Origin of the sequence: Paenibacillus radicis (ex Xue et al. 2023) (genome assembly GCF_024722015.1) — a bacterium.
Classification (GTDB): Bacteria; Bacillota; Bacilli; order Paenibacillales; family NBRC-103111; genus Paenibacillus_S.
Genome location: NZ_JANQBD010000051.1, coordinates 1 through 22,949 on the forward strand (window position 1 = coordinate 1; position 22,949 = coordinate 22,949).

A 22,949-nucleotide genomic window follows, 5' to 3' on the forward strand; every position below is an offset into this window, starting at 1 on the left:
ATTGCTCCGTGTTTCATGAACAGAACATGCGTTCCATCCAGCTATCCGCTCTTAGCTATCGTTTCCGATAGTTATCCCGGTCTTACAGGCAGGTTGCCTACGTGTTACTCACCCGTCCGCCGCTAACTGTTCCCGAAGGAACAATCCGCTCGACTTGCATGTATTAGGCACGCCGCCAGCGTTCGTCCTGAGCCAGGATCAAACTCTCCATTAAAGTTGGTCACGAAGACCATTTAACGCAAGCTTGTCTTAAGCTCAAAAGTAATGCTAGCGAGAATTTGCATTCTCTATTTTAACACTCACTCGTTGTTCAGTTTTCAAAGGGCAATCTTCGACCATATTCGCTTTGTTTCGTTCTCTTTCGACAACCTCTCAAAAGCGACCTGATCAATATATCATATTCGTCTACACCATTGCAAGTACTTTTTTTGAAGTTTCTTTATTTTCTTCTTCAAAATTCGACTGCCTCAGAAGCGACAAGATGTAATATAACAAATTCGAAAAGAGAATGCAAGCATTAAATAATGGAAATTTCAACCAACTACTCACCTCAGTCAAGTCTCCTAATTTGAAATAATGCCAAGCGCCGGGCAAGCCCTAGCAGCATTTCTTAATCGATAGAGTAGAATGCTAGAATCTCCATGCTGTTCAATTGGCCCATAAAACTAAAAAAAGCTTCTATTCGAAGCCCTTTCGATGAAGATACATTCGTGTCTAAGCGGTAGCTTTTCTTGCAATAACAGACTTCTTCAGCTTCGCTGATAACTTATTAAGTCTGTTATTATAATAAAGAGGCTGTCCAAAAAGGGTATCAGTGAATGAATCAGTCCCAAACTATGTACAAAGACGCCTCCAAAATCACCATGTAAGCGGAAATGGGAGCGTCTTTTTTGTAGGGTAATTCCCATCAGAGTGGGGGTTCGAAAATCCAAAAATGAATCCGGCCGCTTTTTGGATGTTACTTAAGTGATGGGGCGGCTGCTTTCAATCTAGAGGAGACCATGATTTGTCGGGGCCGCTGCGGAAGGAAAGAAAATAGATGGAAATTGTAACGCTAATCCAGCGTGGATGTCGCCTGAAATCAATCTAACTGGAAAAACTAACTCTAATAGAGGTGAAATGGTGGATATCAGCCAAAATACGTAGATTTAGCATGAGGAATTCCAGCTATAAGACTTGGAACGCTATTTTCGGAGTAACTAACTTGACATTTTCCTGATAATTGCACGGAGTGCGCCAGACTGCCATGCAATGCCGTAACCGAACCAATAACCACGAACACGATACCCGCGATGAGTACGCGCTGAAAAGCGACCTCATCTTATTCATCACTAAGACAAAAAAGCCTTCAACTATTAAAGTGGAATTGAGGGCTCTTTTGCTACCATCTATTCAGGATAAAATGGTGGAGGGGCAGTCTCAAAATGACTTTTGGGATAGCCCCCTAGGGTTAAACTGACCATGACTCAAGCTTGATCATGGGCTCTGCCTTCAGTTCAAGCGAGGAGAACTGCCCTCGCTTCAGCTTCAGGAACGCTGCGGCGGCAATCATCGCCGCATTGTCCGTGCACAAGCTGAGCGGCGGAGCGATCAGCGGCACTCCCGCTTCGGCGCAGCGCACAGCCAGCTGCTCCCGCAGCCCTCTGTTGGCGGCCACGCCGCCCGCCAACAGCAGCTGCTTCGCGCCGTATGCTTGCACGGCGCGAAGAGCCTTCTCCACCAGGACTTCGATGACGGAGTCCTGGAAGCCTTTGGCCACGGCACGCGGCTCTAGAGGCTGCCCCTTCATGGCAGCCGAGTTCAACGCGGACAGCACCGCTGATTTCAGCCCACTAAAGCTGAAATCATACGAGCCCTGCTCCAGCCAGGCACGTGGCAGAGGAAATCCTTCTTCCGCTTCGTGTGCGAGCCGGTCGATATGAGGGCCCCCGGGATACGGCAGCTTCAAAGCCCGCGCGACTTTATCGTAAGCTTCTCCAGCAGCGTCATCTCTCGTCTGGCCGATAATTTGGAAACGGCCCTCCGTCTCTACATACACGAGCTCCGTATGACCGCCCGATACTACTAGAGCCACAAAGGGATATTCCAGCTGATGAACGAGCTGATTAGCGTATATATGCCCGGCAATATGATGTACGCCAATTAATGGAAGATCGAGTGAATACGCCAAAGTTTTGGCTGCCACCACTCCCACCAGCAGCGCACCGATTAAGCCGGGACCTTCTGTCACAGCAACTGCTGACAGCTCCTGCGGACTGACTCCCGCCTTCTCAAACGCTTCCTCGATAATCCACGTTATGCTCTCTACATGTTTGCGTGAAGCAACCTCCGGAACGACTCCCCCGAAGCGTTGATGCGTTTCGATTTGGCTCGATACTATATTAGAACGAATAATAGTACCATTCTCCACAATAGCAACCGAAGTTTCATCACAGCTAGTTTCGATAGCTAGAATCATAGAGGGCTTCTCCGGCTGAGACGTACTGCTGCTCTGGCCCTCTGACTCCTTGTATTCGGAGGATAAGCTTGCTTGATTGTCTAGATCCGCACTTTTTTTCATAGCAATTCCCCTGTATTTTCATTCAAAGTATGATCATATTTCGGTAAATCGGCCCACATCACCAGAGCATCCTCCCGATTATCGGTATAATAGCCGCGGCGGACTCCGACTGAATGAAAGCCGAGCTTTTCATATAGACGCTGTGCAATAATATTAGAAGGCCTCACTTCAAGGGTCATACGTTCAGCACCGAGGAAGCTAGCTGTTTTTTGCAATTCCCGCATCAGCATCTCACCCAGCTTTTTGCCGCGGTAGCCCTCACGAACAGCCACATTGGTAACATGCGCCTCATCTATGACCAGCCACATTCCCCCATAGCCTATAACTTGAGCTTCATATTCCATTACCATATACCGGGCAAATTGATTGTTGGTCAATTCGTTATGAAAAGCCCCTGAGGTCCATGGTGTGGTGAACGCTTCTCGTTCAATTTCACAAATAGCTGGAATATCATCCAGCCTCATTGCACGGAATTCCAAGGGGCCAATGGCTTCTATACGTTCCTGCGCCTCCATCGTTACGGCCTCCCTTACAGTTTCTTAGCCAATAAATTGGCCTCAGCCTCAGTAAGCTGTGTATAATTCGGTATCAATGCATGCGCTTGCTCAATGCGTCCTTCCTTCCACTGCCTTCTCCCGATTTCAGCAATGTGACAAGCATGTATCTCATGGTTCACTATGCCCGATGCTCCTGCCCAGCGAGCAAAGAATTGCTGCAGTACTTCTACATGCAGTGCCGTTTCTCCAATGAACAATATGCGATCCGGCATGGTGGAGCCTGCGCCTGCATTCACAGCTCGCTCTAGCAGTTCTTCTGTCCAAGCCGACATCAAACGAATTCCATCTGCAATCAGACAACTCCAGCCTTGAGGTGAGGCTTGATACAATCCTGTATAAGCTTGTCCTCTACGAGCCTCAAACATCGGAACTATCCAGATCGTCTCGGATTGCTTGCCAAGAGCTGCCTCGGCAGAACCTGCGGTTCCGTTAGTTCCAAGCGTTACTTCCGCTGCCTCTGCCTGCTGCAAACTCTCATCCGCTGCGCTCATCTTCTGTCCCGGTTTAAGTCCTGCTTCCGATCCAGACAAATAAGCGGCGCCACCTCCGAGAGCCAGTGCCTCCAGACTGGATACACCAAGTAAAGCCATCCCATGCGTCCAAGCGAAGGTCTTGGCTACTGTGACGCCAATACGCACACCTGTATAAGATCCAGGTCCTACCCCCACCGCTATAGCATCCAATTCCCGCGGGTGGATACCTTCTGAAGACAGCAGTTGCTGTATTAATGGTATCAAATGAATGGAATGATTTCTTTCTGCCTTGGAATTCAATTCGCCGAGCAGCTCTCCTCCGCGGGTTAAAGCTACCGACATGGAGCTTGTTGAAGTATCAATAGCAAGCAATGTGCCGTTAATAGATTTAGATGTACTTGTCATTATAGAATTCCGTTCTCCTTTAGCTGCTCGCACCATTGTATGTAAGTATTTCCGTGAGGGATTAACCGGAACATACGCTCCTGCCCTCCTTCACCGCAATGCTCAATAGTTATGGAAAGCCTTTCTTCAGGTAAAAGCTCCTCAATCAAGGAAGACCACTCAATCAAAGTAACCCCGTCACCGTAAAAATAATCGTCCAATCCAAGCTCGTCGGCCTCATCAAGAGACAAACGATATACGTCCATATGATAAAAAGGGAGTGACTCCCCTTCATATTCTTTAATCAACGTGAAGGTCGGGCTGTTCACAATACCTTTAACGCCGATTGCTTTGGCTACTGCTTGTGAAAATGTCGTTTTACCCGCCCCTAGATCCCCATCCAGCGTTATGACGGTTCCCGGAACAAACCTCACGGCAAGTGCAGCCGCAAGAGCACCCGTCTGCTCAGTATTGCCAGATTTATATGAATAGTAATAAGCCGGAGCTGTCATCTGCAATCAGCCCTTTCGAAAATGGTTATAGCCTTTTTTATCAATAGGAACGACATATCCGCTGCTTTGGACCAGCCTCACTCCATCGGCTTCTTCGTTGACGTAGCCTATTATATAGAGGGCAAGACCCGCTTCCCTGAATTTCATCTGCATCGAGATGGCATGCTCGGCTGGCATAGTGCCAAGGAGCTGATAGTCCTCACCGCCGAATAATATGTAATCAAGCGGATCCTCCTCCGCATCCATCGAATAAACCATTAGCTCGTCGGCTATAGGAATCTTGTCTTCAATCAGATCGATGCCTACTCCAGACGCCTCGGAGATTTCCCAAGCCTCGCTGGCCAGTCCATCACTTACATCATTTAATGCATGGCATACTCCGGATTCCTGAAGCAGTCGCCCCGCTTCAATCCGCGGATTCGGCCGGCAGTGTGCCTGAACCAAACGATCTAGCTCCGGTTGGCTCTGCGCCTGATCTGGCCATTGATCCGCCGGTAAATCGCGCTTAAGCAAATAATCCAAGCCCGCTGCCGAGCAGCCAAGCATTCCGGTAACAAATAACACATCACCTGGTTCAGCTGTAGAGCGAAGCAGAGCTTTGCCCTTCTCCACCTCACCTATAACGGTTACTGTAATCGTAATTCCGCCCATGGAAGACGTTGTGTCTCCCCCCGCAATCACTACATTCCATTGGTTCGCACAGTCGTATAGCCCAAGGTACAGCTCTTCCAACCGGGCTAGCTCCGTACCCTGAGGACAGCTTACAGCGACCAGCGCATACTTGGGTAACGCTCCCATCGCAGCAATATCGCTAATCGCCGATGCCATCGCCTTATAGCCGATATCCTGATCCCGCATAGTTGTATTTTTAAAATGTATCGTTTCTGTCATCGTATCGCAAGTCATTACCAGCTGATAGCCAGGTGTTATATTGGCTACAGCAGCATCATCCCCAATGCCAGTCTCAACCCCCCCGGCTTGCTGAAAAGAACGCGACTGCTTGCCGTCTGTCAACCACTGAATGAGAGCAAATTCATCAATAGAGCTCACCTTACAACCGCCTCCGTCATGTATTGTCCCTATTATAGCCCTCCCATTCTCATGTAGCAATACAACATAACCTTGCCGGCTATAAAGAAAAATACATTACGATGTCTTTGGTTTAAAATTTGCATTTGTACATTCAACTAACAAAAAGCCCTATCCCGAGTATTAATCTCAAGAAAGGGCAATAGTAGCACTTTTGATTACCTGCATCTATGCTAGCATTACTTTATTGAACTTCCTGAAGCTCCTCTACCGACACAACTCTTGCCTCGGCCGGCCGCTGCTCTTCATGGACTTTTGCCGTTTCCTGCGCAGGGTCCACACTATCAATCCATACGGATACTCCGTTTAGCTCAACCTCAATTTTGGCCTCCGACTGTAAAATCTCTTGAGCGCGATATAGCTTCACCTGACTATTCCTCGCCTTGAATAACCGATTCGGGATGGTCCATGGTATCCGTCGTAGACTCCTCAATAAGCCCGTTATTGACGGAGACATACCCCCCACCGAGTCCTTCATTAACCATTCTGTCAATGTCCATGAAGTAATCCTCCCGGCCTTGATGGAGCGCATCTGTCGCTGCTTCGTTCAACTCTCCCTGACTCTCTTGCTCCGCTTGATTACCTTGATTTTTTTGCCCCATCGATCTGCTCCTCCTTAGAGTCTTACTTTTAGTCTAAACAGAATTGAACGCATAGTCGTTTCTGTTGGTTTTATCATTCCTCTCTTGGTGTGAATCATTCATGATGTGGGGATACTAGTGATAATAACTTTAAAAGGAGATGCTGCTATGCATACAGTGTGGAAAGGTGCGATCAGCTTCGGCTTGGTTCATGTTCCTGTCAAAATGTTTTCAGCCACGGAAGATAAGGATATATCCATGCGATATATCCATAAGGAATGTACGACACCGCTAAATTTTGTGCGCAAATGCCTTACCTGTGAGCGCGAGGTGGAATGGGAAGAAATTGCTCGGGGGTATGAATATGAGCCTGGCGCCTTTGTTTTATTCGAAAAGGACGAATTGGATAATCTGAATGGCGAGGTCACCAAAGAAATCAAAATTCTCGATTTCGTCCAATTGACGGATATCGACCCTATTTATTTTCAAAAAACCTACTTTCTCGCGCCTAACGAAACAGGAGCAAATGCTTACAACCTGCTGCTGGAAGCTATGAAGCAGTCCGGGAAAATTGGCATTGCCAAAGTGTCCATCCGTACCAAAAGCAGCTTGGCCGCTATTCGGGTCATTGATAATTGCATCGCCATGGAGACTATTTTTTACCCCGATGAAATCCGTTCGGTTGAGCAGGTTCCCAATCTGCCGCAGCAAAGCAATGTGAATGATAAAGAGCTGCAAATGGCAAAAATGCTGATAGACCAGCTAACGACTCCTTTTGAACCGGAAAAATATAAAGATGACTACCGAGAAGCCGTACTTAATGCGATTGAGCAAAAGGTTAGCGGACACCAGATCAGCGTCGCGCCTGAGCCGCATAGAACGAATGTCGTGGATCTTATGTCTGCGCTTCAGGCCAGTCTGGACGCTATGAAGCCATTGCCGGAAACATCAGGACCTAAACCAAAAGCAAGAAAATCAGCCAAGGAGGATAAGGTGAAGGACACCGTATCATGACAATTTTGCTGCCCAAGGAACCTATGGCCCCTATTGCCGTCGATACGCTGCCCGTGGGAGAAGAGTGGGGCTATCAAATTAAGTGGGATGGCGTACGGCTGCTTGCGCGAATGGAAGAGGGCCGGACCGAGCTGTTTTCAAGGCAGATGCTCAATAAATCGCTCCTCTATCCAGAAGCCATGGAACTGCTTGAGCCCATACAGCAAAAACATACCTGCCTGATTGACGGCGAAGCGGTCATTTTCGACCAAAGCAAGCAGCGGCCTAATTTTCAGCTGATTCTTAAAAGGGAACGGTCACGCTCATTCAAGGCAGGAGTTCATGACGGCAATCATTTTATCTTTGTGCTTTTTGATCTGCTGTATTGGAACGGAGAAGACTTGCGTTCCCTCCCTTATGTGGAGCGCCATCGCAGACTGCTGCAGCTTGTACCGGACAAGCAGCCGCAGCTGTTTGTAACGGATCTGTTCAGCGATCTATCGGCGCTATGGAGTTGGGTTGAGCAAGGCGGCTGGGAAGGCGTTGTAGCCAAGAGACTTGCCAGCCCTTACCGTGAAGGAAAGCGTCATAAAGACTGGTATAAAAAGAAAACATCGCTGCTGTTCGAAGTTGCCATACCTGGCTTGATTATTCGCGGAGGACATGTTGCAAGTCTCATTATGGCCAAAGACGGTGTACTATTCGGCCGAGTTTCATCGGGTTTGGACGAAAAACGCAAAGCCCAATTGCTGCAGGAGGGCTCTAAGCGCAAGCTGGATACGCCGCAGCTCGGTACACTCCCCGCTGAGTTAAAAAAGGAGCAAATTTTGTGGCTCCGCAGCCCGTTTCTTTGCACGGTAACTGGACTTGAAGTCACCTCAGATGGACAACTTCGTCATCCCAAAATCGTAAAGTTCCATGATATCAAATAAGGGTTAGTTTATGCCCTGAATCTTTAACCGTCTTAACGTCTAATTACCTAAAAATTTATGTATGCAAACTTGCTAAGCAGATTTTCTTACGGATACCCTAAGGAGGTTCACCAGATGGCTGTTGCAGCGAAGAATAAAGGAACCGTAGTTATCGAGGGACAGGAGATTACGATTACAAATCCGAACAAACTGCTGTGGCCGGAGATGGGGATCAGCAAAATCATCTATTTGGAAAAGCTGCTCATGCTGGCCCCTTACTTGTTGACATACTGCCGCAACCGCTATTTAACGACCATTCGTTTTCCTAATGGCTATGCCGATAAGTCGTTTTATCAGAAAAATGCTCCCGAGCCTATACCCGATTTTGTTAAAACAGCAGTGCTGGAAGGCATTAATTATGTACATCTGGACTCTGCCCCCACCCTGCTGTGGCTGGGTAATTTGGCAAGCCTCGAGTTTCATCCGTCCTTTCACCTGATCGGTGAACAGCTGCCTGAAGAGTGGCTCATAGACATCGATCCAAGCTTGGACCCAGAGCCCCGCATCATGGAGGCAGCCGAAATAATCGGTGAGGCGCTTGATCGAATGAACATCCAATCGGTCCCCAAAACCTCCGGAGCCACAGGCGTGCAAATTTATGTGCCCATTGTGCGTGAACATGGCTATACCTTTGAGCAGTTGCGTAAGATCGGCCATTTTGTAGCTCAATACTCCGTTCAGAAGTACCCCAAGCTGTTTACGATTGAGCGTTTAAAGAAGGATCGCGGCAAGCTTATCTATATCGATTATTTGCAGCATTGGTATGGAAAGACGCTATCGGCTCCGTACACGCCGCGGGCACGCAAAGACGCGACTGTTTCCACCCCGCTTCGCTGGGATGAAGTAGCCCGCCGCTGCGACCCGCGTGAGTTCAATCTACTTACCATTGGTGATCGTTTAGCACAAACAGGAGATTTGATTCAACAGCTTCCTCCCCAAAGCCTGAAGCATGTATTGTCTTTTATTTAATATAAAAGACTTCTAGGAGTCTCGCCAGCCCACGATATTTCGTGAATATTAATTGATTGGTTATGGAGGGATAAGGGAATGGTACGGAAAGTTTACGGCCGCCTTTGAAATGAAGTTGTTACCGCAAGGTAAGTTAAAGACAACTTTAATTTCTAGAGCGGTGGAGTGCCATCCCTTTCCCGTAATAACCATAGAAATGATTAATATTCACGGTTCTGCTTTCGTTCGAAGACTCCTAGAACAAAGGCGACAGAAGTCGGGCCGCAGCTTCTTTACCCTTCTGAGCCCTTGAGCGTTTAACGAATACCTCCAGCTTCAATTCCTCGCTCTCCTTTAGATCCTGTAGGAAATCCGCTTCCAGCCGCCCGATCGTTTCCTTATCAAACAGCACGGCATTAAGCTCGAAATTGCTAAAAAAACTGCGCATATCCATATTTGCCGTACCTACTGACGCCAGAATGTCATCTATGATGAGTACCTTAGCGTGGATGAAGCCTTTTTTATAGGAGTAAAAACGTACGCCTGCCTGCATCAGCTCTTCAAAATACGATAATGAAGCATAATGGACCAGCTTGGAATCCGGACGCTCGGGATAAATAACTCTGACGTCCACTCCGCTGACAGCCGCTGTTTTTAACCCCATATTAATGCTCGGATCAGGAACAAAGTAAGGAGTCGTAATATAAATTCGTTTTTTGGCTGTAGTAATAGCTCCGAAATACATTTCCAGAATAGCATCCAGATTGGAATCCGGACCACTGCTTATAATTTGGACACGTTTGCTCCCGGTGTTGTAATGCTCTGGAAACAAGATAGGATCGGTTAGCCGCTGCCCGCTTACAAAAAACCAATCGGTAAGAAAGGTGTACTGAAGTGAATATACGGCATCACCATTAAGCTCCAAATGCGTATCTCTCCAGAAGCCCAGCTTCGGATTGCCCCCCAAATACTCTTCCCCAATATTGATTCCGCCCAAATAACCTACGCTTCCATCTACAACAACTATTTTTCGGTGATTCCGGTAATTCATCCTTTTATCGAAAAATGCAATAAGCGGCGGCAGGAAAATATAGGTTTCCACACCAGCATCACGAAGCTTGCCCAAGTAACGCTTGGACAGCTTATAGCTGCCAACACCGTCAAAAATACACCGAATCTTTACACCTTCGGCGGCTTTCCGAATAAGCAGCTCTTCAAACTTGAGTCCGATTGTATCATTGCGAAATGTATAAAACTCAAAATGTATGTACAATTTTGCCTTCTCCATCGCTTCAAGCATTGCCGTAAACGCCATATCAGCGTTAGTCAGCACTCTAACTTCATTCTGCTGCGTGAAGGATGAGCTCGGAATGTTATTTAATAAGGCGTAAAGTCTTGATTCACTGCAAATGTTGTCATGCTGAATTTCTTCTCCATGTATTTGCGAAGCCGCATACCTGCGTCCTTCATATTGCGGATTAGGGATGTAGCGAAGCTTCTTTCGCCTAACTTTTTTATGCTGTGTATATTCCTTGGCCAAGAAATAGTACATGATAAATCCAATTATCGGGAATACAAACAGAATGACCAGCCAAGCTACGGTTTTTGAAGGATGACGAAATTCATGCAGCAGAATGGTGATGATCTGAAATATAAATAACACCAATGCAACCATTAACCAGACCAAGGCAGCCACCCTCCTCTTCTCGGTAAGTCAACCCGTTCGATCCGGTATTGTATTATCTTTGACCTTTAACTGATCTGTTATACCAGTGCGGACCAGCGCTTTGGAGCTCTCAGTTTGACACCCGGCAGGAAATAATTTAATAATTTCTGTTTTTTTAGGAAACATAGTATGGGATACTCTCCTCCACACCTTGGTTCTTTAGGAAAATACAAGGAGGTCGCCATGTTCAAAACGAAAAGCCGGGATAAAAAAAATTCAGACTCCAAAGATTCATCCTTGCAAAATTTCGACTACCAGTTCATCACAGAACTGAAATCGGTACCGGTTTTTATGACTCTTGAGGAAAATAAAACCTATTTGACTGGACTATTCGAGGATTGCTCGGACTTCGTAATCAGGGAATTTAAAATAGAGGAAAGCGTTAAAGCGATCCTATTTTTCGTCGATGGTCTGGTGAACTGCGAGCTGGCCAACGAAGCGATGAAATCTCTCATGATACTTGAGGGACGAGAGCAGCTGATCGACCGCATTATGGAAACGACATTGCCCGTATCCCAAATTCAGCAAACGGACAATTATTCCGAACTGCTTCTTTCTATATTAGGTGGAGATGCAGGGCTAATTGTTGAGGGCAACAATCAAGCCTTGCTCCTAGGTATTCGCGGGGCATCGCTGCGTTCCATCAATGAGCCTGAAACCGAATCCGTCATTCGTGGACCGCGTGAGGGGTTCGTTGAAAATATTCGGACCAACACATCCATGATCCGCCGGAAACTGAAGACACCCCATCTAAAGATGAAGAACTTGACCATCGGGCGGGAAAGCAATACATGCGTTGTTGTAACTTACCTGCAGGACATAGCAGATCCGAATATTGTGGAAGAGCTATTGAAAAGGCTGGATAAGATCGATATTGATGCCGTTCTGGAATCAGGATATTTGGAAGAATTCATTCAGGATTCCGCATTTTCCCCCTTTCCGCAGGTTCAATATACGGAACGACCCGATATGGTTGCTGCAGCTCTGCTGCAAGGCAGGGTCGGAATTATCGTAGACGGGACTCCATTCGTTCTGATAATTCCGTTCGTCTTTGTGGAAATTATGCAAGCGAGCGAGGACTATTACGAGCGGTTTCAAATCTCAACTTTAATCCGTTGGCTGCGGTATGTCTTTGTTATATTATCCCTGCTGACTCCCGGCCTTTATGTTGCAATTACTACGTTCCATCAAGACCTGCTGCCGACCACCTTGCTGCTTTCTATCGCAGCTGCGCGCGAAGCGATTCCTTTTCCTGCCGTTGTAGAAGCATTGATCATGGAAATTACCTTTGAGGCGCTGCGAGAAGCCGGGATCCGTTTGCCCAAAACTATCGGCTCGGCCGTGAGTATCCTTGGTGCTCTGGTAGTAGGGCAAGCGGCCGTTCAGGCTGGAATTGTCTCGGCACCCATGGTTATCGTCGTTTCCATTACGGGTATCGCATCCTTCACCATTCCAAAGTTTAATGGAGCGATAGCGATTCGAATGCTCCGCTTTCCCATTATTTTCGCAGCTGCATTTTTCGGTTTATTCGGTATTTTTATCATGGTCATGTTCATCCTCGGACATATGGCGAACTTACGCTCCTTCGGCGTTCCCTACTTGTCACCAATCGGACCTCTGTCCTCAAGCGACATGAAGGATGTTCTAATTCGTGCACCCTGGTGGAAGATGGAGAAACGTCCAACCTTCATGCCATTGAAGGATTCTATACGCCAAGGCGATGATTTATCAAATGAGATCTCCGAGCTGGGGGGACAAACCGGACTGAATATCAAGCATACTAATGGTGGAGAGGAAGATGTCCATTGATGAAGCGTTGTGTTCTGAGTCTCTTACTGCTGACACTCCTTCTTCCGCTAACCGGCTGTTGGGACCGCACAGAAATCAATGACGTCGGCTTTGTGCTATCAACAGCGCTTGATGTTGAGAAGGACGGCCAAGTCCGCTATTCCGTATTGCTCCCGCTTCCAGGTCAGATGGGGGGGCCTGGCGGAGGCGGAGGCGGCACTAGCGGAGATAAAAGCTACTATATCGATTCCGAGGTAGGCCGCACCTATCGAGAGGCCCAGATGAAGCTGCAAAAGAGAATGTCGCGGCGTATGTATCTGGCACATCGAAGAACTATTCTAATTGGGGAGGAAATGGCTAAGCGGGGAATTCGAGATTTATTCGACGCTACTCCACGCAGTCCTGAAAACAGAATGTCGACTTATATGCTGGTTACCAAAGGGACGGCTTATGAGATGCTGCAAGCTACCCCTCGCTTCGAAAGATTTCCTTCAGAAGCGATCCGTGAGCTTGCTAAGTACCGCGCTTTTGAGGACATGAATATGAAGGACATTGCATTAGGCTTAAGCTCTCAGGGTGGAGATCCGGTTGCCGTTTATGTAGCAGTCAAGGAATCGCAAAAAGGCGAAAAGACTTCAAAGGAGATTGAACTCAAGGGCTACGCTCAGTTTCATGGAGATAAAATGATAGGAACATTTGAGAATGAAACTGCTCAAGGATTCTCCTGGCTTCATAATAGTAACACTATCGAAAGCGTCACCTTGATGGTCGCCGAGGAGCATCTGATGACTTTAAACGTTTATAATACCAAAACGAAAATCACCGTCAATATAAATAACGGGAACATAGAATACCTGATTAAAACGATGGCCAAAGCAAGGCTGTCGGAGGACCGTTCCTTTTATGACCTAAGTCAGATGAAAAAAATGATTGAGGTTGAACATACTCTATCCGCTTATATCAAAAAGAGCATGCAGGCTTTAATTGATAAATCAATAAAAACCAATACGGACCCCGCCCTCCTCGGGACCTATATATGGCGCGCTTACCCGGATCTTTGGAAAAAAAGCTTCAAGAAACAATGGCCGGATGCGATGAAGGACGCACACTTCACCATTCAGGTAGAGAGCGATATCACTAACACAGGATTGATCTACGAAAATGTAACCAAGGAGAGAATAGATGAATGAACAAGATATTTCTGGTCGCTTTTGGGTTTATCTTATTGGTAAACCTGCTATTTGATTTAAAAAGACTGCGCAAGCAGCATAAATCAATCAAGGGGATGTACATAACCCTGTATACTCTGACCTGCATTACGTTTATTTCAATGATTATTGGGATAAAAATTCCAATGCCAACCCATTTCTTCATCAAACAAGTTTCACCCTGGGTTTTCTCTATCGTTCACCATTAAATCTGACAGAAGAGGCGGTGACAAAAATGGATCAGAAGCAAATTATCAATTATCGGCAATTTTCTTGGCTGACAGCTTCCTTATTGACTGGTGGTGGACTGGTAAGTATCCAGCAGGTACTGCTAAGAGTTAACAGCATGGATGCATGGATGTCTTATACTCTTCCTACCTTCTATGTCATCGCCCTCTGCTATATATTTAGTCAGATGGTCCGACGATTTCCGGGAAAAAACCTGTTTGAAATTACGAAAATTGTGTTTGGGGGGATGATTGGAACTATTGTCAATCTCGTCTTGCTGCTGCATCTGTGGCTTATTCTTGTACGCGATCTTAGCTCAGTGGGCATGTTTGTAGGAATCACGCTGCTGCCAGAGACACCTGAAGAAATCATTATCATGCTGTTTACCTTACTGCTCCTGTATTATGGAAAAACTAGCGTTGAAGTACTGGCGAGAGTGAATGATCTGATGTTTCCTCTCTTTTTCCTTCTGATTTTATCGTCCTTGATGCTAACTAATGAAATAGATGGCTTTTTATTGCTGCCGACTATGGCTGGAACTATCAAAAATTTCTTAGCCTCAAATACACTAAGTCTGGGCTGGTACGGAGATATCTTCATCATGGGAGCCTTTCTTCACACGCTGTGGGAATCCAAGCAGGTTCACTCCGCTATGCGCCATGGTGTGTTTCTAGCTTCTTTGTTGCTGATAACATTTTTAGTGCTGGAGGTGCTTGTACTTGGACCGAACATGGCAGGCAACTTTCTCTACCCGAACTATAATCTAGTGCAGCAAATCCATATAACCGACTTTTTGGATCGCATGGATTTGATCATCTTAAGCATATGGTTTCCGGTGACGGCTTGTGAGGTTATTCTGATCTACCTCGCATTTATTACAGGCATAGCTAGCTTGGTCAAACAGCGGGACTACAGCTCTATTAACACACCGGTTGTGCTCTTGCTTCTGCTGACAACGCTTCTTTCCTTTAAAGGCACCTCCGAGGTGTTCAGCTTTGGGAACTACAGCTCGCCAATTATTGTACTTAGCTACCAGCCTGTGTTATTTCTGCTGCTGTGGTTATTTGCCTTCCGGCATCCGGTTAAATCACAAATAAATTCTCCGATGCAGGACAGTTCCAAACAGAAGGACCAAAGCCAGCTCTCAGAAACAGATGGAAAAGGCGATACGACGGATCGTAAGGAAACTTCAGATAAGTCGCAGTCCAGATCAAAAAGAAAACGAACATCAAATGGTCAGCCCAATCCAGCTCCAGCCGTATTTCATCCCTTCACACTTCGGACCTGGCAGCTTTCCAGCAACCTTCTTTTACTCATAAGTTTAATAAGTGTATGTGTAGGATTGTGGATGAGCAAGCACCACTCCAGCATCGGTGTCATTTGTGGCTTTACCTACGGTTTCTGCACAATTGTGGTTGTATTGAGCTCATACATGGAGCTATTTACAGCCAAGCAGCATAGAAAAGGCTGACATGGCCTTGCATCAGACAGGGTTGGATGCGGGAGCAAGGCCAACTAATTAACCGGCTTAGATCTGCTCAATGCTGATCAAATGGTTATAAGGAATTAATATTACAAGCTCTTCCTCTTCGTCTTGACGGGTAACGATGACTTCGGCAAAATCGACTCCAGCCTTAACCAGCACTGCCGAAAAGCTGCCCATATACGTCGTACGCAAGCCAACCTTTGTGCCTCTAGTCCTGGGAGGGACGCCAAGCAGAACAATTTCCTGCAAGGTGTGAGGTACAAAAAATTGTCCACTGACTCGTATAAACCGTTTACCGACCTTTTGCAGCACACCCGGCTCACTTGCAAAGCCCACTGCCTGCAGAGCCACTTCAGATTTCAAATGAAGGGCAAGGCGCTCCATCAAATTGATACGGCTCGTTTTAAAAGACAAGCGAACTCCTCCTCACGGCGTAGCTTTCATTATCTTCACTATATGCCAGGGCCGTTCGCAACATACCGAAAGGAGTTATCATGAGATTGAAGTGGTTACAAAACAAGCTGACATTCGTCATTATTCCTGAGGCGAATGGAAGCGTCATGCGTGTAAAGATGTCCCGGGGGGAGCTTTACTTGGCCCTCTTAGGTATCATTCTGCTGCTGGGAACAGCCTCGTATTTATACGGTGTCTATTTCCACTCCTCAGCAGCCGCGCAGCTAACCGAAGCGAGAGTGAATGATCAGACCAGCCGGTTGGAGCAGGATTTAACGAATAAAAACAAGACAATCGATCATCTGCAAAACGAAGTGTTTCAGCTGTCACAGCAGGCTGCTGAGGTGCGGAGCCAGATGGAGCAAATGAAGCAGCTGGAGCACGAGCTGAAGAAGTTGACCTCGATGAAGGAAACTCAGTCAGGCTCCGGCTCAGAGGATGCCTCAGAAGTAAAGGCACAGGCGGCTGGTGGTATGGGCGGCCCGGCTCATCTTGTTACAACGCAGCAAATGAATACGCTGTTTCACACGACCCATGCCAGCTACATAGCTTTGAAGCAGGAAATCGCCGAGCTTCAGGCGCACTGGACTCAATCCAAGCAATCGATGCTGGCCAAACAGGATCAGCTGCTGCGAATTCCAAGCCTTTGGCCAACGCATACGAAGACCATCACATCGGCCTTCGGTTATCGCAAGGATCCATTCACCGATAAGCTAAGCTTCCACCGAGGCATCGACATCGCTGGTAAAATGAATGATCCTGTATATGCCTCCGCTAAAGGAACTGCTATAACGGCTGGCTACGATAAATTTCACGGCCACAATATCGTGATTGATCACGGCAATGGAGTGCATACCTGGTACATGCATCTCAATGGCATACTCGTTAAACGCGGGGATCGAATCGAACGGGGCCAGCAAATAGGCAAGCTTGGCACATCAGGCCGAAGTACCGGGCCTCATCTGCATTATGAAATTGTACATAACGGGAAAAGCACCGATCCCAAGCCTTACTTACCCAATCGGTAGAGTCTACCCTAAATCATAACCGGTAAAGCTTAAACCACATCCAAAGGAGTTCAACCATGTATATGCTGAGATTGACCGGCAAGCCCAAGATTCAGCGCCGCTATGCGGCAACCGACACATTGTTCGGTGAAAAAACATTGTTTGAAGGCAGCTGCACCTCTGAGGCCGACATGCGAATTGAAGGGGAGGTAACAGGTGATCTACATACCACCGGAGAGGTCGTTATCGGGGAGAAAGGCTTTGTCCGCTCCACAGTAACAGCCCGGGACGTGATCATTGCCGGACGAATGGAAGGTGTTGTCAAAGCTGACGGCATCGTGAGAATTACAGCTACAGGAAGACTGATCGGCACGGTGCACGCGGGCTCGCTTATTATCGAGAAGGGCGCTCTATTTCAGGGGACCAGCCAAATGGCCGTGATGTCGGGTGATAGGATTTCCCCTTGTACCATGGTATAATTATTGAAAAAAAGTTGGAGTGCTCCTATGATAAAACAAACGATTTTATTCGATCTGGACGATACATTAATCCATTGCAACAAATACTTCGATATTGTCGTTGATCAATTCGCGGATCAGATGGAAATGTGGTTTCACACTTACCATATACCGGTTGAAGAGATTAAGAAGAAACAGTCGCAGATTGACCTGGATCGCGTGCTGCAAAGTGGCTTTGCTCCGGATCATTTTCCTGAATCATTCGTTGAAACCTATGATTATTTCTCCGATTTAACCGGAAGAATCAAAGACACGGACGAAATCGAACGGCTAATGGAGCTTGGGAGAGGTGTTTACGGACATAGCATCGAGCCTTACCCTTTTATGCTGGAAACTTTAAACGAGCTGCAGGCCGATGGACATGTGCTGCATTTGTATACGGGAGGAGACCCCATCATCCAAATGCGCAAGGTTACCGAGGCCGGTCTATTGCCATTTTTTGCCGGCCGTATTCATGTAGCCCGACATAAAACCGTTGATTTTCTTGAAGCGCTTATCATGGAACAAGCATTAGACCGGAAATCAACCTGGATGATAGGCAACTCATTGCGTACCGATGTAACGCCCGCTTTAAAAACAGGCATTCATTCCATCTTCATGCCAGCTATTCAGGAATGGTCTTTCAATAACGTGGAAGTAGATGCGGAGCCCCAAGGCGCTTACCTTACCTTGACGACACTCAAAGATATTCCCGACGCGATACGTCGTTACTTCTCAGGTGCCACTGTATAAGTAAATGTCGTGTCATGCCTGACTCCTTCAAGTCTGCTGGAGTCAGGAAGTCCGGCGTAACAAGCACATGATACTGATTAAACCCGCTCCATGCCTCGGATGATCGATCCCTATCCCTTCTTCTGACTCCAGCTCAATCGGTCTGCTTCTGCAGTGCTTTAGCCGCTCTCCACTCGGATACATTGAACGAGAGCCAAGAGGTTTCCAGCTTATGCGGCAATCGGTCCTTGATGGTTTGCAGAGCCTCCTTCGCCCCCTCTATTTCGGGATGCTTGCTTTGCAAACTTATCAAATAAGGCACTACCTCGAAGCTCAATGATCCCAAGTATCCCGTATCTATTTTACCCGTCGTTTCATAGCGCTTTATATTACTCGATGCAATGATTCCATCCACTTGGATATAATTCAACAGTACGTAAGATGCCATTCCTGCAATTAGGTAAGGCTTCATTAATTGGAAATGGTCCTTTTTTACTTTGATCAGCGCAATAGCAAATAATAGCAGCAGAAATATCATAAAGGCGTGAACTAGCACTCTTGATATTGTGAAGCCGTAGGCTTCCTCATACATCGACAAACGGAAATAGGCAGAGCACAGCATAACGGCCGTACATCCAATAAGCATCGCCAACAGCACCCGCAAAAAGCGATCCATCGAGGGAACCGAGCGGTCAACCCCATGCAGAGTTACCATCAGCAATGTAAAGTTAATTACAGTGACTACTACAAGCTCTGCGAATCCGCGGCGGGCATATTCGGCATAAGTCACCCCATCAGGCAACAAGGCGGAGCCTCCCGCGAAAAAATACGAAAACTGCACAACGGCGAATAGTACGTAAACTGCATTCATTATTAATAATATCGTGGCTGTAATGGTAGCATCGAAACGCATTGGCTTATTCGCCACCAGCGGATACTCGTCGGGATTTGCAGATTTGATGGAATCCCTTCCCCATTCATCTTCCACTCTCATTGGTTGCTTGATTTCTTTAGGATGGAGCAACCCATAAATATAGGCGAATAAGGCTATGCTCACTATGACGATCCAGCCTGTTCTGAACATGAATTGTATGATTTCAAACTGCTTCAGCAGCTCCGGCAGCTTGTTCAGCATACGGTCGAACATCGTATCCGCCGATGCCAGCAGCGAGACAACCAGCAGCAGAAGCGGTAATGAAATAGCTATCCCCGCCGAAATTTTCCATATTTGTTGGGAACGGCTTGCGTTAATTTTGCCCGCCAGTGACCTAATGGCTACTTTCACTGGCATCGGCACGTAGCTGAGCGTATGTAGGAACAGCTGCTCCAATACCGCCTGGATAATACCCCTCTCATACCAGTGGACAGCCCCCTTACGCATAACCCATGTGGTGTGAATCACGATCAGAACGGGAATTACCAACGCATTCAAAAAAGCAAACAGGCTGTTAGTAAAAGCCGTGTAGGTTAATGACAGCAGAACAATCGGCAGAACCATTAACAAGGAGGCATCGAAACGAAGCTCGCAGCGTTCCTTCACCGCCCAATAAAAGTAAACATAAAACACTAACATAAACAGGGGATAAGATATTCCCCAGGCTTTTTCATAAAACATCATGTGATGCAGACAGCCGCATAGTAAAGCTCCCAGCAGCAACAGCTTATCATGCTTGATCGCAGAATCATGGATAATCATAATAGATGCTTACCTCCAATGTAAGATCGATTTAGTGAAACCACTGTTCGGCCAGAAGTTGAAGTCGCTCACGAGCACACCGTATATAAGGCCCTGCGTACATACGAAGCTCCGCACTTTCCTCCAATGAAAGCACGGAAGGCTCAGCAAGCCGTATCACATACAGCGACAACTGTAATAAACGTCGGTTGGCTTGCGGATCTCGCTCTATGGAAGCATGGACGATCTCCTCCTCCGAGGCTAGCAGCCAATCCTTGGCAGCCGTTATCTCTAATTGAGCCCTTGAGAAATTAGCAGGGGGAAACATCATCTCAAGCTGCAAACTAGCATAAAAAATGACCATTTGCGCTACAGTCGCCGCATCCTCCTCATCGATAGACCTCTCGGATTCATTCACAAATTGATCAGCCCAATGCAGCTGTAGCGGGCAAGCTTCCGGTTTAATCGGATATCCCTTCATATTCGCTCCTTCCTGTCGTGTCGCAGCACGCAAGCATCTCGTAGGTTAGGTTCGAATCTTATTGTAGACGATAAAACAGGAATAAAAGGCGCAAGTTTGCAAATGGAAATTTCCTGTTTTTCATTCCAGAAAACGGTTATGCTTATGAAAGTGAGGTGAGCCTATGAAATTAGCGAGTCACTATATAAGATTGAGGGAAAAGCTGCCGCATGTCGGAGAGCGCCAGGAATATGAATTGATGCTGGATGATATGGCTGCAATTCTGGATTGTACCCATCGTAATGTAGCCATGATCTTAAATAAGATGGACAAGCAGGGCTGGCTGCAGTGGCTGCCCAAACGAGGACGGGGCAATAAATCAACCGTTGTGTTTCTTACTCCTGCAGAGGACGTGATCCTGCTGCTGGCGAAGGAACTCGTAGAGCGGAAGGATCTTCGCGGGGCTTTGGAGCAAATGAATGTTTCATCTATACCTGAAACTTTGAAGGAGAATTTCCACCGCTGGCTGAACGGTTATTTTGGATACAGCAGCGAGCTGCGTGACAGCAAGCGGTTCGACACACTGCGCTTCCCGCTGACTCAGCCTATTCTGACGCTTGACCCCGCGTTTACGAATTTTTCAGCGGAGAGCCATCTTGTTAACCAATTGTTTGACAGTCTGGTCCGGTATAATCGGCTCACGCAGACAGTAGAACCCCATCTTGCTCATGCGTGGGAAGCTGATGCCACGAGAAAATCATGGACTTTTTATTTGCGGAAAGGTGTCTTATTCCATCACGGCAAAGAATTGTCAGCTGAGGATATCCGCTTCACGCTGGAGAGACTTAAGCAATCCTCCGCACGATCCTTGTACCGTTGGGTATACAAGCAGATAGAGCAGATTGACATCAGCGATCCACTGACCTTAACGGTGCATTTATCGGAACCGAACGAACTGTTTACACAGTTTATGAGTACGAACCGCGCTTCCATCATCCCTATCGACGCCTACACACAAGGGGGTGAGGAGGCATTCGCCCAAGCACCTGTTGGTACCGGTCCATTCAAGCTGACCTATCATGATACATCCATGTGTGTGCTTGATGCTTTCCCCGCTTACTTCCAGGGAAGAGCTCACCTCGATCGCGTGGAATTATGGCACGTGCCGGATATGCAGGAGCAAGATCGGTTTCGCACGCTGGAAAGCTTCCAAATCATCCACAATTACCGGATGCCGGGCGAAGCCGAAAGCGCTTGGCAGCAAGTACAGCAGCAAGGCTCAACCTGCAAATTTATAACGGTCAATTTGCGGAAGCAAGGGCCGCTGAAGGATCCGGCTGTTCGCGAGGCCATCTGCGGGGCTATCGAGCAGCGGAAAATGCTGGAGCTGCTTGATGGCGATGCCGTTTATGCAGCGGACAGCTTCATCCGGCACACGGCTGTTCAGCCTCCGGTGCTGGAGCCCGCGCGCTTGCGCGAACGCATCAAGCAATCCGGCTATGCCGGTGAGCGGCTGATCCTGTGCACGATTCCGCATTATGAGCGGGATGCTCTGCTTGTGCAGACCATGCTACGCGAGGCGGGTGTAGCCGTTGAGGTTATCCTCCTTCCCATGGAGGAATTTAAGGGGGATCGGCGGCTGGAAGCCGATTTATTATTGTTCTCCTTCATGCTCGACAATGACATCGAGCTGCGGCTCATCGATCTGTTCAAAAGCATGCAGCATCATCTGGAGCCAAGCTGCAAATCAGCTGTTGAACAGTTCATTGCTGCTGCACTGCGGGAGCCGCACCGCGACGGCCGGGCCGGCTTGCTGCAAAGCATAGAAAGGCGGCTCGGCGATGAGCATGTGCTGCGATATTTATATTTTAAAAGGCTAAAAACGACCTACCACGCCTCAGTCAAAGGCATTTCTATGGACTCACTTGACTGGGTGCAGTTCAAAAACATCTGGTTCAAGCCATATTCAGAGCCCTTCGTGAATAGAGTATACAATCACTCATCCCGAAAGGAATGATTTCATGGCAAGGAAAACTCACCCTTTATTGTACCGAGACGAGAAGTATGGGTTTACATTAACCTTCCCGCGTTGGTGGAAACCCTACACCGTTATCAAGAAACAAAAGTACGACAAGGACACCGAATACGAGCTGCATTTTCGATTCAAATATAAGGGAAAAACTTACGATGATATTTTTGCCTTACTCGTATACAAGATGACGCGAAAGGAATGGATCAAGCAAGGCTACGAGGACTCCCCCTTAAGCTTCCTTGCCGAGTCAGATGGGCATGTATTTGCATACATAACCCCCGAAGAGCTTCCTGAAGCATTTGTCGATCCTAAAACCGGCGATTATAATTACAAAAAGTATGGAAATGCGATACGCTTGTTGAAACGAATGGTCAATCAGGACGTACCGCGCATTGTTAAAACACTGCATTTTTCAAACACTCCATCCACGATACGTTCCGTTCCTCTTCGCTCGAAGAAGGTTTGGCCATCAGGCTGTTGATAAAATGAAAAAGTCGTTCTCGCAGCACTAGCGAGAACGACTTTTTTATAAACACAAGAAAGATTTAGCGCTTTATAAGCTAAATCTTTCTTGTGTTGCTTCACTGAT

At 47.2% G+C, this 22,949-nt stretch carries 23 protein-coding genes and 1 rRNA gene; 12 read left to right on the plus strand and 12 right to left on the minus strand.

Annotation, left to right across the window (positions count from 1 at the left end; all coding sequences use genetic code 11):
- The 8 genes from NV381_RS36515 to NV381_RS36550 all read right to left on the minus strand — a co-directional run.
- A 16S ribosomal RNA gene (locus NV381_RS36515) occupies positions 1-214 on the minus strand; the annotation flags it as partial.
- 1,236 nt (positions 215-1,450) lie between these two features.
- Positions 1,451-2,458, minus strand: coding sequence for a tRNA (adenosine(37)-N6)-threonylcarbamoyltransferase complex transferase subunit TsaD (gene tsaD / locus NV381_RS36520; protein ID WP_258218207.1), 1,008 nt, complete (start codon positions 2,456-2,458; stop codon positions 1,451-1,453).
- A 98-nt stretch (positions 2,459-2,556) separates the two neighbouring features.
- On the minus strand, positions 2,557-3,075 hold the full coding sequence (rimI, locus tag NV381_RS36525; RefSeq protein WP_258218180.1) for a ribosomal protein S18-alanine N-acetyltransferase: 519 nt from the start codon (positions 3,073-3,075) through the stop codon (positions 2,557-2,559).
- A gap of 14 nt (positions 3,076-3,089) precedes the next feature.
- Entirely contained in the window at positions 3,090-3,995 is a 906-nt protein-coding gene (tsaB, locus tag NV381_RS36530; protein WP_258218181.1) for a tRNA (adenosine(37)-N6)-threonylcarbamoyltransferase complex dimerization subunit type 1 TsaB, read from the minus strand.
- The gene (gene tsaE, locus NV381_RS36535; RefSeq protein WP_258218182.1) at positions 3,995-4,486 is read right to left on the minus strand and encodes a tRNA (adenosine(37)-N6)-threonylcarbamoyltransferase complex ATPase subunit type 1 TsaE; all 492 of its coding nucleotides are present in this window, start codon (positions 4,484-4,486) and stop codon (positions 3,995-3,997) included. The genes tsaB and tsaE overlap by 1 nt, the downstream gene beginning before the upstream one ends.
- 6 nt (positions 4,487-4,492) lie before the next feature.
- Complete coding sequence (gene thiL / locus NV381_RS36540) at positions 4,493-5,536, minus strand: thiamine-phosphate kinase (RefSeq protein ID WP_258218183.1); 1,044 nt, start codon at positions 5,534-5,536, stop codon at positions 4,493-4,495.
- 223 nt (positions 5,537-5,759) lie between these two features.
- Positions 5,760-5,942 carry an H-type small acid-soluble spore protein gene (locus NV381_RS36545; protein WP_258218184.1) on the minus strand — a complete coding sequence of 61 codons (183 nt, stop codon included), beginning with the start codon at positions 5,940-5,942 and terminating at the stop codon, positions 5,760-5,762.
- A gap of 4 nt (positions 5,943-5,946) precedes the next feature.
- Entirely contained in the window at positions 5,947-6,177 is a 231-nt protein-coding gene (locus NV381_RS36550) for a hypothetical protein (RefSeq protein ID WP_258218211.1), read from the minus strand.
- Positions 6,178-6,324: 147 nt separating this feature from the next.
- Here NV381_RS36550 and NV381_RS36555 point away from each other — a divergent pair, with 147 nt between their 5' ends.
- From NV381_RS36555 to ligD, 3 genes are all read left to right on the plus strand, one after another.
- The gene (locus tag NV381_RS36555) at positions 6,325-7,170 is read left to right on the plus strand and encodes a Ku protein (RefSeq protein ID WP_258218185.1); all 846 of its coding nucleotides are present in this window, start codon (positions 6,325-6,327) and stop codon (positions 7,168-7,170) included.
- Positions 7,167-8,081: a DNA ligase gene (locus NV381_RS36560; protein ID WP_258218186.1), complete on the plus strand. Its 915-nt coding sequence runs from the start codon at positions 7,167-7,169 to the stop codon at positions 8,079-8,081. Before NV381_RS36555 ends, NV381_RS36560 begins: the two co-directional genes overlap by 4 nt.
- Before the next feature lie 114 nt (positions 8,082-8,195).
- A complete protein-coding gene (gene ligD, locus NV381_RS36565; RefSeq protein ID WP_258218187.1) occupies positions 8,196-9,089 on the plus strand; it encodes a non-homologous end-joining DNA ligase in 894 nt (297 codons plus the stop codon).
- 235 nt (positions 9,090-9,324) lie between these two features.
- On the opposite strand, the gene cls is transcribed toward ligD, so the two are convergent.
- Entirely contained in the window at positions 9,325-10,755 is a 1,431-nt protein-coding gene (gene cls / locus NV381_RS36570; protein ID WP_258218188.1) for a cardiolipin synthase, read from the minus strand.
- Between the two features lie 222 nt (positions 10,756-10,977).
- Between cls and NV381_RS36575 the strand changes: the two genes are divergently transcribed.
- Genes NV381_RS36575 through NV381_RS36590 form a run of 4 tightly spaced genes read left to right on the plus strand, consistent with a single transcriptional unit; the run spans position 10,978 to position 15,489 of the window.
- Positions 10,978-12,603 (plus strand): spore germination protein, encoded by a 1,626-nt coding sequence (locus NV381_RS36575; protein WP_419182336.1) that lies wholly within the window; start codon positions 10,978-10,980, stop codon positions 12,601-12,603.
- Positions 12,603-13,772, plus strand: coding sequence for a Ger(x)C family spore germination protein (locus NV381_RS36580; protein WP_258218189.1), 1,170 nt, complete (start codon positions 12,603-12,605; stop codon positions 13,770-13,772). Before NV381_RS36575 ends, NV381_RS36580 begins: the two co-directional genes overlap by 1 nt.
- The gene (locus NV381_RS36585) at positions 13,769-13,999 is read left to right on the plus strand and encodes a hypothetical protein (protein WP_258218190.1); all 231 of its coding nucleotides are present in this window, start codon (positions 13,769-13,771) and stop codon (positions 13,997-13,999) included. Before NV381_RS36580 ends, NV381_RS36585 begins: the two co-directional genes overlap by 4 nt.
- 26 nt (positions 14,000-14,025) lie before the next feature.
- On the plus strand, positions 14,026-15,489 hold the full coding sequence (locus tag NV381_RS36590; protein WP_258218191.1) for a GerAB/ArcD/ProY family transporter: 1,464 nt from the start codon (positions 14,026-14,028) through the stop codon (positions 15,487-15,489).
- A gap of 57 nt (positions 15,490-15,546) precedes the next feature.
- On the opposite strand, the gene NV381_RS36595 is transcribed toward NV381_RS36590, so the two are convergent.
- Entirely contained in the window at positions 15,547-15,918 is a 372-nt protein-coding gene (locus NV381_RS36595; protein WP_258218192.1) for a hypothetical protein, read from the minus strand.
- An 80-nt stretch (positions 15,919-15,998) separates the two neighbouring features.
- Between NV381_RS36595 and NV381_RS36600 the strand changes: the two genes are divergently transcribed.
- The 3 genes from NV381_RS36600 to NV381_RS36610 are packed head-to-tail and all read left to right on the plus strand — an operon-like array spanning position 15,999 to position 18,214.
- On the plus strand, positions 15,999-16,985 hold the full coding sequence (locus tag NV381_RS36600; RefSeq protein ID WP_258218193.1) for a M23 family metallopeptidase: 987 nt from the start codon (positions 15,999-16,001) through the stop codon (positions 16,983-16,985).
- A gap of 56 nt (positions 16,986-17,041) precedes the next feature.
- Positions 17,042-17,443: a bactofilin family protein gene (locus NV381_RS36605; protein WP_258218194.1), complete on the plus strand. Its 402-nt coding sequence runs from the start codon at positions 17,042-17,044 to the stop codon at positions 17,441-17,443.
- Positions 17,444-17,470: 27 nt separating this feature from the next.
- Complete coding sequence (locus NV381_RS36610) at positions 17,471-18,214, plus strand: HAD family hydrolase (RefSeq protein WP_258218195.1); 744 nt, start codon at positions 17,471-17,473, stop codon at positions 18,212-18,214.
- A 133-nt stretch (positions 18,215-18,347) separates the two neighbouring features.
- Here NV381_RS36610 and NV381_RS36615 read toward each other — a convergent pair whose 3' ends face one another.
- Together NV381_RS36615 and NV381_RS36620 are read right to left on the minus strand one after the other, a co-directional pair.
- Positions 18,348-19,889 (minus strand): DUF4153 domain-containing protein, encoded by a 1,542-nt coding sequence (locus NV381_RS36615; RefSeq protein WP_258218196.1) that lies wholly within the window; start codon positions 19,887-19,889, stop codon positions 18,348-18,350.
- A 31-nt stretch (positions 19,890-19,920) separates the two neighbouring features.
- Positions 19,921-20,349: a hypothetical protein gene (locus tag NV381_RS36620; protein ID WP_258218197.1), complete on the minus strand. Its 429-nt coding sequence runs from the start codon at positions 20,347-20,349 to the stop codon at positions 19,921-19,923.
- 163 nt (positions 20,350-20,512) lie between these two features.
- Between NV381_RS36620 and NV381_RS36625 the strand changes: the two genes are divergently transcribed.
- Both NV381_RS36625 and NV381_RS36630 read left to right on the plus strand, forming a co-directional pair.
- On the plus strand, positions 20,513-22,345 hold the full coding sequence (locus NV381_RS36625) for an ABC transporter substrate-binding protein (RefSeq protein WP_258218198.1): 1,833 nt from the start codon (positions 20,513-20,515) through the stop codon (positions 22,343-22,345).
- 4 nt (positions 22,346-22,349) lie between these two features.
- On the plus strand, positions 22,350-22,841 hold the full coding sequence (locus NV381_RS36630; protein ID WP_258218199.1) for a hypothetical protein: 492 nt from the start codon (positions 22,350-22,352) through the stop codon (positions 22,839-22,841).
- Positions 22,842-22,949: the final 108 nt, after the last annotated feature.